Origin of the sequence: Micromonospora vinacea (assembly GCF_015751785.1) — a bacterium.
GTDB classification, from domain to species: domain Bacteria; phylum Actinomycetota; class Actinomycetes; order Mycobacteriales; family Micromonosporaceae; genus Micromonospora; species Micromonospora vinacea.
The window spans coordinates 5877095-5889850 of the sequence record NZ_JADOTY010000001.1; the positions used below are offsets into that span (position 1 = coordinate 5877095).

A 12756-nucleotide genomic window follows, 5' to 3' on the forward strand; every position below is an offset into this window, starting at 1 on the left:
CCGGTCTCGGGCTGTCGGACGCCCCGCGCTTTCCCGTCGGGTCGACGGATATGCGGGCCGTCAGAGCGGGCCCGAACGGCAGGCCGCAGAGGTTCCGTGACGCCCCCGTGCCGTCCTAACCTCGGGGGGTGAAACTTCCGCCCCGATTGCGGGCCGTCAGCGACCTGCACGTCGGGCACCCGCAGAACCGCGCGTTCGTGCAGGAACTGCACCCGGACAACGAGGGCGACTGGCTGCTCGTCGCCGGGGACGTCGCCGACCGGTTCGCCGACATCGAGTGGGCGCTCGGGCTCCTGAGCAGCCGGTTCGCACGCGTCGTCTGGGCACCGGGCAACCACGAGCTGTGGACACCACCACGGGACCCGGTCACGCTGCGCGGCGAGGAGCGCTACCACGAGCTGGTGCGGATGTGCCGGCGGCTGGGGGTGGTCACCCCCGAGGACCCGTACCCGGTGTGGGACGGCGACGGCGGCCCGGCCACCATCGCGCCGCTCTTCGTGCTCTACGACTACACGTTCCGGGTGCCGGAGGCGCGCAGCCAGGAGGAGTCACTGGCCCTGGCGTACGCCGCCGGGGTGGTGTGCACCGACGAGGCGCTGCTGCACCCCGACCCGTACCCCAGCCGGGAGGCGTGGTGCGACGCGCGGATCACTGAGACCGAACGCCGGCTGGCCGAACGCGACACGGCGCTGCCGACGGTGCTTGTCAACCACTACCCGCTGGTGCGGGAACCCACCGACGTCCTGCGCTACCCGGTCTTCGCCCAGTGGTGCGGCACGGTCCGCACCAGCGACTGGCACCTGCGCTTCGACGCCGCCACAGTGGTCTACGGGCACCTGCACATCCCCCGCACCACGTTCCACGACGGGGTGCGTTTCGAGGAGGTCTCCCTCGGCTACCCCCGCGAGTGGCAGCCCCGAGGGCCGGTACCCGACCCGGTGCGCACCATCTACCCGGCGGACGACGTGCGCCGACGCTCGTCCGTCAACGGATGAGGCCGACCACCGTGGCCAGTCGCGCCACGCCCGCCGGTGCCGGCTGCGCGCGGGCAACATCGGCGATCACGGTACGCGCCAAAGGCCGACACCGAACCTCGGCCGGCGCGGTGCTGTCCGCGTCGACAAGCGCGCGGGCCGCCCCGCGCAGGTCACCCACCTGGAGGTACGCCCGCGCGACATCCACCAGGTAAGCGCCCCGGTACTCGGCCGGCAATCGCCGCCACCCCTCCCGCCGCACGATTGTCGAGTGCCGTTGCAGCGCCTCGGCGGCGTCACCCCGATGCGCCGCCACCATCACCCGAGCCAACTCGACGGCGATCGGCCCGAAGCTGGTGCGGTGCGGATCGTCATACCCCCTCAGGCTGGCGGCAACGCCCGCGGCCCGCTCGGTCAGCTCATCGGCGCGGCGGTGCTCGCCGCACCCAGCGGCGGCAAGGGCGGCCTGAAGCAGCAGCGTCCCGCGCACTGCCCACTCCCCCGGCGGTCGCTGCCGCGCGGGCGCACCCTCGCCCTCGCCCTCGCCCTCGCCCTCGCCCTCGCCTCGTTGATCATGAGGTTGACGGGCGGTTTGATCTCCCCGAAGCCCGCCAACCTCATGATCATTCCCGTCAAAGGGGGTCGGGAGGATGCGGTTCGCGGCGGTTAGGGCCGCTGTCAGGGCTAGGCGGTCGCGGTTTAAGGCGCGGAGCGCTTGTGCTACCGAGATAGCGGCCGTAGCCGCCAGGATCGGGTCATCGCCGGCAGCGGACATTGCCCGGTCGGCGGCCAGCCAGGCGAGGTCTGCCTCGCCGAGCTTCACCAGCAGCGACGAGGTGATCCGATACGCCTGCACCCGCAACTCCAGTGACCGCGCAGCCTGGACGGCGTCGAGCAGACCCGGCAACACCCGCACCACCTGCCCATAGTGCGCGTGCTGGTAGCTCAACCAGGCGTACCCGACCTGCCTTCTCAGCTCGTCTGTCTCCTCCCTGACTTGCGGGGTGTCGTAGCGGGCGAGAGCGGCCCGGATGTCGTCCACGCCGCCCGGAGGGCCGGCCGGCGGTGGCCGCTGCTGGCCGAGTAGCACCTCCGGGTCTACCCGCAGGACGTGGGCCAACTCCTGGATCACCGAGTACCGGTCCAGGGCGCGCACGCCCCGCTCCACCTTGTCCACCCAACTCTTCGACCTGCGCAACCGGTCGGCCAGCATCTGCTGCGTCATCGACCGCCGCACCCGCCACCGCGCCACCCTCCGACCGATCGGCACGTCATCGCTGGCCACGACGCCACCGCCGGTCCGGGACCGCGCGGGTCGTGTCCTCCACGGGAACGCGCTCCGTCTCGGCCTGCGCCAGGAGGCGCTGCTTGGCAGCCTCCCGCTCGGCCGCCTCTACCTGTTCGCTCTTGCTCTCTGACTCGCCACCCTGGCTGCCTCTTGTGCTGCTCATCCCCCACCTTCCGGCCCGGGGCGCGACGTCAGACAGGGGCCGAGTTTGCCGCGCCCGGCTCGCCGCGCCCCCGAGTGGCCACAGCGATACCTAGGTGACAGCTTGTGACGGTCAAAGTGCACAATCCACACGGATCGCGTCCGCTATTGTCCGCCAGCGTGTCCGCCACTAGCGGCGGACAGGTCGGCGGACAGCTCCAGGAACTCGGCGACCGCACTGGTCTCGCCGGCAGCGGCGGCCACGATGCGACGCAGTTCAGCGACACGCTCTACCGCCCTCGGCGACTGCGCCCGGCGAGCAAGACTCAAAGATCGTCCGGCTGTTACCGCCGCCTGCTCGAACTCTCCCGCCTGAAAGAGGGCTTCGGCGAGCCAGCTCAGGTACAGCGACGTTTCCCGGGGAAAGTCGTCGCCATAGCGAGCAATGGCGCTTTCCAGGATGGGCACCGCCCGCAGTGGTCGACGCAGCTCCGTCCATACTCGCCCCGCCATGACCTCCACTTCGTCCTGGGTCAGCCAGTACGCCCAGGACGGAGCTTGATCAAGGTCGCATTGCGGATAGATTTCCCCGACCTGCCCGAGCGCCCTTTCAGCAAGGCTCGTTTCGCCCAAGCGGGCGTGCGCCCAAGCGACCCGTTCCAGCAGCAGAGCCTGGCCCGTGGCCTCGGCTGCGTGCCGCCCACCGACGTACGCCGAGCGAGCCAAGGTGACGGCCTCCCGCCGATCCCCGATGCCCGCCTCAAGGTAGGACAGACTGCTCAGGCAGTTCGCTGCGCTGGCGGCGTCTTCACTGGCATGCGCGGCCCGCATTCCGGACAAGTAATGCCGGCGTGCCTCGGCGATCCTGCCGGAGTCTTCGGCAACGAAGCCGGCCAGTTGACACAGGTCCGCGACGACGTGGAGCAACTTGCGGTTGACCGCCTCGGAGTAGCTACCCTCCCGAAGTAGTTCGGCGGTGGCAACCAACTCGGCGGCGACCAGCGCATGCGTCTCCCCGCCACCGACGTGGTCATCCAGCCGTCGGAGTTGACGAACTCGACTCTCGATTCGTGTCACCGTGCTCATCCCGACCCGTCGACCTGCGCTCAGCTCATACCGCTGCGGCGGCTCAGCTATCAGCCACTGATGGGCCAGCGCGGCGGCGTTGTCCGGATCCGGGGCCTGCGCTGTCAGCAGGTTGGCCAGACGCTCCGCATCACGCCGCGACCACTGCGCCCCGCCATCGACTGCCCATGGCTCGCCGGTGCCCGGCTCATCGGCGAACACAGCCAACTTCCCGCCCGCCTCCAACGCCGCGTCCAGGCGTTGGGCGGTTGTCGGGGTCGGCGGCTTCCGACCGCTCGCGAGATCGTGAAGATAGCTCTTGCTGTAGAAGGTCTGCGAGGCGAGCGTTCGATAGCTGGCTCCACGCTTTCTCATCAGAGCGCGGAGCTGTTCGGCGAAGAGTGCGGCAGACGCGGGCATCACGGCTCCCGGAAGTGGCATTCCGATCGGCGGCGGCCGCACGGACGACCACCACTTCGGACAGTACATCGATCGCAACGATGCGTACGCCCGTTGCCAGCCCTCCGATTCAGATCAACGTGGGATCAGTGAAATCGGGGCGTCTGAGTGACCAGGACACTCCGAGTTTCACTGAAGCCGAGTCGATCATCACCGCGGTCGGTCCCAAGTGATGGGAAGCGGACCACCCGCCCGATCATGCGCGGTGCCCGGACCGACCTGGATCCACTGCGGGAACGCGCTGTTGGCGTTCTACCAGTAGCTGCTCAGATCACCGTCGACGATGCCGCTCGACGCGTACCTCTGGGCGCTACCGTCACCTAGGTGACCTCGACGGAGCCCGCCACGTGGTACGCCAACCTGGCTTCCTTCTACGCCGAAGCCGCGGCGTCCATCACTGACGCGGCCGGCAACGTGCTGCTCGTCAAACCCACGTAACGCGACCACTGGGCCTTCCCCGGCGGCTATGTCGACGAGGGCGAATACCCACATGACGCCTGCGCCCGTGAGATCCGTGAGGAGTTGGGGATCTCCGTGGTGGCGGGTGCCCTGTCACTCTTCGGTCGATCCTGTTCGATGACCTACTCCTTTAGACCTGTTCCTCGAGCCGCGGCTTGGGTATTCGAATAAGGCGGTCCTCTTGGCTCAACGGCAGGGCGACACGATGGACGAAGTCGACGATGATGTCGCGGGCGAGTTCGTTGTCAACGGCGATGATTTGCAAAGCTTCCTTGTAGGGCTCCTGGGTCGCCACGTTCCGCAACAGCTGGTAAACGTCGCGGATTCTCCCGAGGCTGAGGCCTTCTTGCCCACTGTTCGCGGAGATGCCATCTAGGACGAGGAGGCCAGGCAACGGAAGCTTTCTGTCGATTGCCACGGTGTGGTGCGCGAGTGCATGCGCGATGTTGACGAGGGTTTTCAATCCCTGGCTGGAGAGCTCGTCGAATCTGCGCCCTGACACCTCTGGTAGGTATGTATCGCGGTTGATCCGTACGGTCAGTTCCTGACCTAGATCGGGGATGTTAAGCTCCCGCAGATATTCGAGCATTCGTCGTTCCAAAGCTTTAACGTTGTCTTCAGCGTCGGTGTGGGATAGCTCGCGGCTGTGGATGCGGGCGATCAGTTCCTCCTGCCTCGTTTCGAGCTGCTCCCGGCCTTGCAGTTGCTGCTGGTGGCGGCGCAGCAGGTCGGCGTATTCGCGTAGTCGCCTGATGTCGGCTTCGATCTCGGCTTGGCGTGCCGAGTAGTACTCGATTTGCGCCGAGCGGTCGGACACGAATGTTCGAGTTCGCTGGTCGAGGCTGGCCGAGAGCTCCGCCATGGTCTCGTCGAGCTGAGCTGCTTGCTGGGAGAGGCGTTCGTGCGCGCGGCGCCGGCCTTCGATGACCTCGCTGGTTTCGGTGATTTGGCTGGCGATGCGGTCTTGTTCGGTGAGAAGTTCCGATGGTGAGGCTGCGGGCCTGGGCGTTTGAAGGCAGAGGTAGCAGAGGTGCGGGTCTGTGCGGGCTGGCTCGACGTCGTTGCCGCAGCGAGGGCAGACGATGAAGTCGAAGTCGACGAGCCACTCGCCAGCGACGATGGCGCGGGTAAGCCGGGATGACTGGCTGGTCAGCTGCCGGTGAAGGTCGGTGAGGTCCTTGATTTGTCCTTCGAGGCGGGTCAGCCTGTCGGCGATGTCTGCGCGTCGCGTGCGTGTCGCAAGCAGGGTTTGACGGAGCTCTTGGACGCCGGGGACGTCGCCGGCTGCCGTGCCGAGGGTACGTCGGGCTTCGCGGACTTCTTCGAGTGCGTTGGCTCGGTCGGCGAGTTGGAACTCGAGGATCGCAGGGTCGGCGAAGGCGGTGTCCTTGAGGAAGGTGGCGCGGACTTCGGCGTCGTGCCGGAGGGATTCGAGTTGCAGCTGTATCCGGCGAAGTTCGGCGTTGAGCAGTGCGAGTTCTGGCTCGTAGTAGCCGTAGGCAATCTCGAACACCCAGCGGCGTTTTGCGTCACGCCAGGTTCGTTTGTGGCCGAAGACTTCGGTGTCGAGTTCGTCGCCGGTGATGATGCAGTAGCCGAGCCAGTCGGTCATGGTGACTGGTGTGTTGGCTCCGCTGGGTTCGCTGCGGGCTCGGGGCACGTGGATTGCCGGGATCTGGAGTTGGTCGAGTAGGAACGTGCTGTAGCTGTTCTCGGCTCCGGCGACGGGCAGGCGCACTGCGATGGATTCGCGGCCGGGGTTTGGGTGTTCTTCGCTGATCTCGACGAGGGCATCACGGGTGGTGGTGCGTGGCCGATATATCTGCCAGGTGCGGTTGCCGAGGGCGACGTGCCCGCGGATGGCTTGAACATGACCGACTTCTGGGGGCAGGTCGTCGGGCATGGTGCCGAGTAGCGCGCGGATCAGGCGGACGAAGGTGGTTTTCCCGGTAGTGATGTCACCGATGACGTGATTAAGACCTGGGTTGAAGGTGACGTCCCGGCCTGCGCCAACGAGGTTGACCTGCAGAAGTTCGAGACGGTGGGGGTAGATCGGCTCGGTGTCAACTCCGTCTTGCGGCGGTGTGGGCTGGTTCACGTCAGGTCCTCGTGCCATGCAGCGTCGGCGATCTCGGGAATCTCGTAGAGATAGTTCTTGAGCACGTTGCCGCTTCTGTCCAGGTGCCGGCGCAACAGAGTCAGTCTCTGGTTGATGGGGTCGAAGCTGTCGTCGGCGCGGATGGCAGCGGCGAGGTCGGCGCCGGCGACGGAGGTGCGGTAGCCGAAGCCTTTGTCGAGTGGTTTGACGTCGACGAGGCCGCGGCCGATGAGGGATCCGAGTACCGCGTAATAGGAGGGATCCCAGGGGCCGTAGCGGTAGCGCATCATTCGGGCATCGAGTGGCGCTTCGTCGGGGTCGATGCCCGCGATTTGCGCCGGGTTGGCGCCGTGGGTGAGTAAGACCTGGCGTAGATGGCGGGGGTAGCGCAGCAGGAAGTCGAGTTTCGCGAGCTTGATCCGGCCCTCGAGGTAGCGTTCTTGGGTCTTGTTCTTACGGCTGAAAGCGTCGATGAGCAGAAGAATCCGCGCTTCGGCCTCCCGGGAAGGGCGAAATCGGGCCCGGGGTGACTCGTCATCGGGGATGCCCGGCGGTGGCGGGACACAGTTCGGTGGAGCGGCTGCCGTGGCGGGTTGAGGGATCACGAGGCGCGCCATCCGAACCGGCAGGTATCGGATAGGTGGCCGAGGTAGCCGAACACGAAGAATTCGTCGCGGTCAAAGATGTTCTGCCGGTCGCAGTGAGCGAGATGTGCGGGTTGGGACAGCAGGGCGTTGGCGATTGCCTCGGCTGGACGGCCCGCCGCAGCGGGATTGGTGACCGCGGCCAGCTCGACGTCGGCTGCGGTTGCTTCGGCCATTCGTAGGATTCGTCGCGCCAACTTCTCGAGGTCGTCTTCGGCGCTGTCGCGGCTGGCGAGCATCAGCTGGCGCTCGACCTCCATGTCGGCCCGCATCTCCTGCATCTTGGCGATGAGCGGGCGGCTTGCACCGGCCGCCGTCATTTTCAGTTCCATGAGGGAGACGGAGGTGCCGGCAGAAATGCGTGCGAGTAGTTGCTGCTGGGACGCGCCGGGCTGCGGCGGGGTCATCCTGAGCAGCATGCCGCGGCTGAGGATTTGGTCGCGGATCGGTGCGATGGCCTGCCCTGCGGGTTCGTGCGGTTCGGGTAGGTCGGATCCGAGGTGGGGAAGGGCTGCGCTGAGGATCGCCTGGATTGACGGCGGCTGTTCTTCTCGTGCTGTTTGCGCGGCTTCTGCGGCGGTCAGTAGCCGCTCGTATAGGACCTTGACCTCTGGGTGAGACAGCGATGGCCAGAGGGCGTGCAGTTCCCACATCGCCTTAGCGTCGATATGAGCCTGCGTGGGCTGGTCTGGTTCGATGACGAGGCGTTGGAGGAAGTCGTCGACCCAGCCCCGGGGGATCTTGTGCGCGACGAGCTTTTTTCGCACCTCATCGCCAGCGGATCGCGGGTCTCGTACAAAGTCTTCAGTGTCGGCTTTTCCGGCGGTCGCACCTTCGAACCAGAGCTCAAAGGTGCAAAGCTCGTGCACCCTTTTCTTGCGAGCCGCGACATACGAGCGGGCGAGAGCGTCGAGGCCGCGATCGTTCATGGCGGCGACGCTCCAAGAGCCCTTGTCACGAGTCTTGAGCTGGATGAATCGGACTTTGTCCGCGTAGATCAGAGTGAGGTCCTCGACGTGTTCGCAGGCTAAGAACAACGGTCGATCTTGTTCTCTGAGACACGTCAGCCACTGCCGTACAACCTGTTTGGCCTGCCATCGGTAGCGGGCGAAGGTGTCGAGTCCTGTGGGATCGCTTTCGACGGCAGCTACCCTGGTCAGCACGTCGAGGCCGGGGATCGGTTGTTGCTGCTTTGCGTCAGTCACCCGGATGAACCTCCACCGATAAAGGCAGCAACGAACCATAGACAACCCAGCGTGCCCGCCGCACTACGCTGAGGAAACGATGCTAGCGGTCACGCAGCGAGGTCAACAGCCCGGAGCTGTCCTCGAACCGTTCGGCCGCTCCTTCATGGACGCCCGGCCTGCCTCGTGCCAGCGTGTCAGCCGTCTTGGCCACGTTGGCGATCTCGCCACGGTCCACAACTTTTCAAGGATCTCTGCGGGTGCCGGAGCAAGGTAATCAGCTGCTGATCCGTCGGATGTACCGACGATCTAGACGTCAGCGCAGACGCCCGCGGTTAGGCCGTCGAACGAGCGGCCAACGATGCGTTCCGCCTACGGCGCTCTGGACATGGTCGCCCCGATTCGACAGACTTCGAGGCGTGCCGTCGTCTCCGCACAGCGCCGCACCATCAGCGCTGGGTTACCTCTATCAGTCGCAGTGGCCTCTACTTGAGCTCTTGCGAAGGTCCGACGAGCGACCGGACGCGGCGATCACGTTGGAGCTGCACGACGATGTCGCGTGGGAAGAGCATGGGACTCCGTCGGAGCTTTTGCAGATAAAACATCACGTCCGGAAAGGTCGCAGTTTAGGCGATAAGGACATTGATATCTGGCGCACGATTGGGGCCTGGATGGATACCCAGGCCGTGGGTGACTCGGACGGCCCTGCCTTGACGATTGTCACGACCCAGATTGCATCGCCTGAGAGTGCAGCAGCCGCACTGCGACCGCGGGATCGAGATGTGAGGCGTGCCATCGAGTTGCTGGAAGTCGCCGCCTCCGAATCGACAGCTGAGGCGAGCCGGGTCGCCCGGCGAAGGTTCCTCGACCTGGACCCGGCGGTACGTGCAATCTTCGTGAGCCGAATTCAGCTTCTCGACGCCGCACCGGGCATCGCCGACCTTGACATCGATGTGCGACGGGCGCTGCGGTGGGCCTTGCCCCGGGGGCACGAAGACACCTTCATGGGCCTGCTGTGGGCATGGTGGCATGCCAAAGCCGTTGACCTATTGTGCGGACGCGCCCACCGCGTCAGCGCCCTGGACGTCGCAATCGTGGTCGACGATCTTCGAGACCAGTTCACGCGGGGTAACCTGCCGACCGTGGCTCCACCGGAAGAGTTCACCCCGGCCGAGGAAGGGTCGTACCTAGATCGGTGCTTCGTGCACCAGCTGCAGTGGGTTGGAACTCCGCCGACGCTCATTCAGATGGCAGTGATCGACTACTACAGGGCATTCGCGCAGACCGCTCGTTGGGTCGATGACAGTTTGATCAGCGTCAAGGAGCTGGAAACGTTCGAGACTCGGCTGCGCGACGAGTGGAAACGTTCGTACCACTGGGCTTTGGCCGAACTTCCGGCCGACCCCGACGAGACAGTCAAGCAACGAGCCGGCCGACAGATTCTGCGCCAGGCGCTCGATCGCACGGACATTCGGGTGCGGGAGCGCTACAGCGAAGTCTTTTTCTGTCGCGGCAAGCATCACGAATTGGCCGATTCAGGACGAGTCGGATGGCATCCAGACTTCGCGGATCGAGTCGATACGCTTCTTCGGGCATCAAGCAAATGACGGTGTGGCACGATCGCCCGCAGGTGTCGGCTGCCTACCTCAACCCTGCGTTGGTCTCAGCAACGCTAGCTACTGCGGCAATTGCCTACCGCTCCGAGCGGCACCGACCGATGGCGTGGCCACTCTCTTTCATCGTAGGGCCCATGGTTCTGCATCGCAGCACCCGCCTCGCATTGCCGAGAAGCACGACTACCCACCTAGCGACCTGGCTGTCGCGTAATGCTGTGCTTCATGCCGGCTTCGCTGCTCGCGCCAAGGAAGCAGCCCCGACGATAAAGGAAGGTCTACGCTTCGGACTTCGTCAAGGCGTGCTGACGCTCGAGGCTGGCGCGTTGATCGGCTCCATCGGCCGGGCCCGCAACCCGGAGCTGCGCGAACTACTCACCAGCGCACGACTGGTCGGACGCTGGTTAGCCAAGATCGATCAACCATCCACCATCTTCGCCATCCTTGGCGTGGAGCCCTGATTACAATGAATCTACTGGCGATTGTGCTCTATAACCGAGCGGGGCAGAAGCGTGTCGTCCCTTTAAACCCGGGCGAACTCAACATCATCACCGGTGTGTCTGCGACCGGCAAGAGCTCTCTGCTCGAAATCGTCGAGTTCTGCATGGGCCGCAACGATATTGCCATACCGATCGGTCCAGTTTCTGACACTGTGGCTTGGTACGCTGTGCTGCTCCAGCTGCCGTCTACACGGGCCTTCGTGGGCCGCCCAGCTCCCCGGCCCGGCCACGCATCCACACAACAAGCGATGCTCGAGTTCGGCGGCGACCTGCAACCGCCCGACTTCGGCGACCTGACAATCAATGCGGACTCGGCCACTGTAAGGGAACAGGTAGGCCAGCTCATCGGCATCGGTGAAAACCTGCACATTCTCCATGCGTCTGCACAGGAAGGCACCCTGGTGGCCAATCTTGGTCACGCACTTCTGATGTGTCTTCAGAGCCAGAGTGAGATCGGCAACCGCGATCGTCTGTTTCATCGCCAAGACGAGATATGGATTAGACAGGCGCTAAGAGAGACTCTGCCCTACTTCCTCGGTGCCGATCGCGGCGATCAAGCATTCAAGCACCGACAACTCGAAGCCGCACGCCGCAAGATGGCCCGCCTGGAAGCCGACTTGGTCACCGCGGAGAAGCTCTACAGCGACGTCGACGTCGACCTTCGAGCACTGCTTACCGAAGCCCATCTTAAGGGGCTCGTTTCCACGGCAGAAGCCAGCGGACGCGACTCAGCTCTCGACGCCTTGGCGGCAGCACTCGAGAGCCCACCCACGGACGGCGCGTCAGCGGACAACGGCGGCGACGGCCGTCCCGACCTGGAACAGCAATGCGATGACCTTCGCGTGCAACTGCGAACCCTCGGCGAGCAACGAGCGCTGCTGGCCGATCACGAGCATCGGTCTCTGGAATATCAAGCCGCCGTCCGATCAGGCGTCGGCCGCCTAGAAAGCCTAGAGCTGATGCGGCCCGACGACCGTATCGGCGCTGACACATGCCCGCTATGCGGCAGCGGCCTGGCTGAACCAGACCCGGAAATCAGCGACCTCCAGCGGACACTCGTTGACCTCCGCGAACAGCTAGGCGCAGCTGAGACAGCCCAACCCCGCCGCATGGCCGCACTGAGTGAACTGGACCGCCGCTCAGATAATGTCCGGCTGGAGTTGCGCAGACTTGACGCGGTGCTGGCCGGCGTCCGCGCCGCCGAAGCGACGGTCGGCGCCCAACGCAGTCGAAGGGAAGATCAGGCCTTCACCAAAGGACGCATCGACTTTTACCTCACCCGTCTTCGCCTGTTCGGCGACGACGACACCCTCAATGCGCTTCGAGTAAACGCCGAATTGACCCGACAAGACATCGAACGACTGATCGATGAACTCGACCCTGAAGAAGAGCAGCGACAGGTTAACTCGCGACTACTCTCTATTGAGGCCGATATTACCCGCTGGGCACGCCGCTTAGGGCTGGCCCACTCTGATAACGGAATACACCTTGATATAAAGAATCTCGAGGTGGTTATCGGAACCGAGAAAGGCATCGTTCCGCTCTCACGCATCGGCAGCGCAGAGAGTTGGATCGGATACCACGTTGTCACACACCTAGCGCTACACCGGTACTTTATACTCCAAGGCCGACCGGTGCCCCACTTCCTCATGCTCGATCAACCCACACAGGCCTACTATCCGTCGGATATCGAGGAGAAGGAGGGCGAGTCCAGCAATGACCGCGATGCCGTGATCCGACTCTTCGAGCTTATGCGCGATGTCATTGCTGAGTTGACGCCCCAGATGCAGATTATCGTCTGCGATCACGCCAACCTGCCCGAGCCCTGGTTCCAAGACGCTGTACGCCAGAACTGGAGGAGGAGTTCCGCACTGATTCCCTCGGAATGGATCGACGCGCTGACACTCGATCAATGAGGCCGGTCCGTATCGCTTTACGCCGAGCACCGCTGCCCTGATCACGTGACCAGGCGCTGGCCAAGCGAGCGAGACCGGCAAGCTGCAGCGCCACTGCGCCGGATCCAACCGCTCACCCACCGCCAAACGCTACGCAACGAGAACGATTAGGCCACCCCCGATCCTCAGCACAGCACGATGATCGCGGATCAGCCGGAGCTTGCGGTCAATGCGACCCCGAAGGCGATCGCCGCCAGGGCAACGACTAGGAAGATGGCCCCGCTCCCCACGGCCACCCACGATCACTGCGATGCGGAACCTGCTCGCTTCGATCACGGCCGAGACACCGCCATTCAGGCTGACAATAGGACGAAAGGCCAGCGGCAAACTGTTGCCGTCCCGTCTGCCGGCGACCACGGCCCTCGGGGCTGGCCGG

At 64.8% G+C, this 12756-nt stretch carries 10 protein-coding genes and 1 pseudogene; 5 read left to right on the forward strand and 6 right to left on the reverse strand.

The features are described 5' to 3' along the window. The first annotated feature begins 128 nt into the window (after positions 1-128). Positions 129-995, forward strand: a complete 867-nt coding sequence (locus IW249_RS27625) for a metallophosphoesterase family protein (protein ID WP_196923429.1) — start codon at positions 129-131, stop codon at positions 993-995. On the opposite strand, the gene IW249_RS27630 is transcribed toward IW249_RS27625, so the two are convergent. The 3 genes from IW249_RS27630 to IW249_RS27640 form a co-directional block, all read right to left on the reverse strand. After that, complete coding sequence (locus tag IW249_RS27630) at positions 985-2259, reverse strand: helix-turn-helix domain-containing protein (protein WP_196923430.1); 1275 nt, start codon at positions 2257-2259, stop codon at positions 985-987. The genes IW249_RS27625 and IW249_RS27630 overlap by 11 nt on opposite strands. Continuing rightward, positions 2246-2425, reverse strand: a complete 180-nt coding sequence (locus IW249_RS27635) for a hypothetical protein (protein ID WP_196923431.1) — start codon at positions 2423-2425, stop codon at positions 2246-2248. Before IW249_RS27635 ends, IW249_RS27630 begins: the two co-directional genes overlap by 14 nt. A 143-nt stretch (positions 2426-2568) precedes the next feature. Then, a complete protein-coding gene (locus tag IW249_RS27640; protein ID WP_196923432.1) occupies positions 2569-3888 on the reverse strand; it encodes a helix-turn-helix domain-containing protein in 1320 nt (439 codons plus the stop codon). A 495-nt stretch (positions 3889-4383) separates the two neighbouring features. Here IW249_RS27640 and IW249_RS34515 point away from each other — a divergent pair. Continuing rightward, positions 4384-4557: pseudogene (locus IW249_RS34515) on the forward strand (NUDIX domain-containing protein); the annotation flags it as partial. On the opposite strand, the gene IW249_RS27650 reads toward IW249_RS34515, so the two are convergent. The 3 genes from IW249_RS27650 to IW249_RS27660 are packed head-to-tail and all read right to left on the reverse strand — an operon-like array spanning position 4517 to position 8333. Beyond that, positions 4517-6484 carry a coiled-coil domain-containing protein gene (locus IW249_RS27650; protein WP_196923433.1) on the reverse strand — a complete coding sequence of 656 codons (1968 nt, stop codon included), beginning with the start codon at positions 6482-6484 and terminating at the stop codon, positions 4517-4519. The pseudogene IW249_RS34515 and the gene IW249_RS27650 overlap by 41 nt on opposite strands. Further along, the gene (locus tag IW249_RS27655) at positions 6481-7101 is read right to left on the reverse strand and encodes a hypothetical protein (RefSeq protein ID WP_196923434.1); all 621 of its coding nucleotides are present in this window, start codon (positions 7099-7101) and stop codon (positions 6481-6483) included. The genes IW249_RS27650 and IW249_RS27655 overlap by 4 nt, the downstream gene beginning before the upstream one ends. Then, positions 7086-8333 carry a dsDNA nuclease domain-containing protein gene (locus IW249_RS27660; protein ID WP_196923435.1) on the reverse strand — a complete coding sequence of 416 codons (1248 nt, stop codon included), beginning with the start codon at positions 8331-8333 and terminating at the stop codon, positions 7086-7088. The genes IW249_RS27655 and IW249_RS27660 overlap by 16 nt, the downstream gene beginning before the upstream one ends. A 398-nt stretch (positions 8334-8731) precedes the next feature. On the opposite strand from IW249_RS27660, the gene IW249_RS27665 reads away from it, so the two are divergent. The 3 genes from IW249_RS27665 to IW249_RS27675 are packed head-to-tail and all read left to right on the forward strand — an operon-like array spanning position 8732 to position 12341. Beyond that, a complete protein-coding gene (locus IW249_RS27665) occupies positions 8732-9919 on the forward strand; it encodes an ABC-three component system protein (protein WP_196923436.1) in 1188 nt (395 codons plus the stop codon). Further along, a complete protein-coding gene (locus IW249_RS27670; protein ID WP_196923437.1) occupies positions 9916-10386 on the forward strand; it encodes a three component ABC system middle component in 471 nt (156 codons plus the stop codon). Before IW249_RS27665 ends, IW249_RS27670 begins: the two co-directional genes overlap by 4 nt. Before the next feature lie 5 nt (positions 10387-10391). Next, the gene (locus tag IW249_RS27675; RefSeq protein WP_196923438.1) at positions 10392-12341 is read left to right on the forward strand and encodes a DUF3732 domain-containing protein; all 1950 of its coding nucleotides are present in this window, start codon (positions 10392-10394) and stop codon (positions 12339-12341) included. Positions 12342-12756 lie beyond the last annotated feature (415 nt).

Excerpts from the sequence above, each read along its gene's own strand:
- IW249_RS27635 (WP_196923431.1), bottom strand. The coding sequence starts at position 2,425 with ATGAGCAGCACAAGAGGCAGCCAGGGTGGCGAGTCAGAGAGCAAGAGC.
- IW249_RS27640 (WP_196923432.1), bottom strand. The coding sequence starts at position 3,888 with ATGCCCGCGTCTGCCGCACTCTTCGCCGAACAGCTCCGCGCTCTGATG.
- IW249_RS27655 (WP_196923434.1), bottom strand. The coding sequence starts at position 7,101 with ATGGCGCGCCTCGTGATCCCTCAACCCGCCACGGCAGCCGCTCCACCG.
- IW249_RS27670 (WP_196923437.1), top strand. The coding sequence starts at position 9,916 with ATGACGGTGTGGCACGATCGCCCGCAGGTGTCGGCTGCCTACCTCAAC.
- IW249_RS27675 (WP_196923438.1), top strand. The coding sequence starts at position 10,392 with ATGAATCTACTGGCGATTGTGCTCTATAACCGAGCGGGGCAGAAGCGT.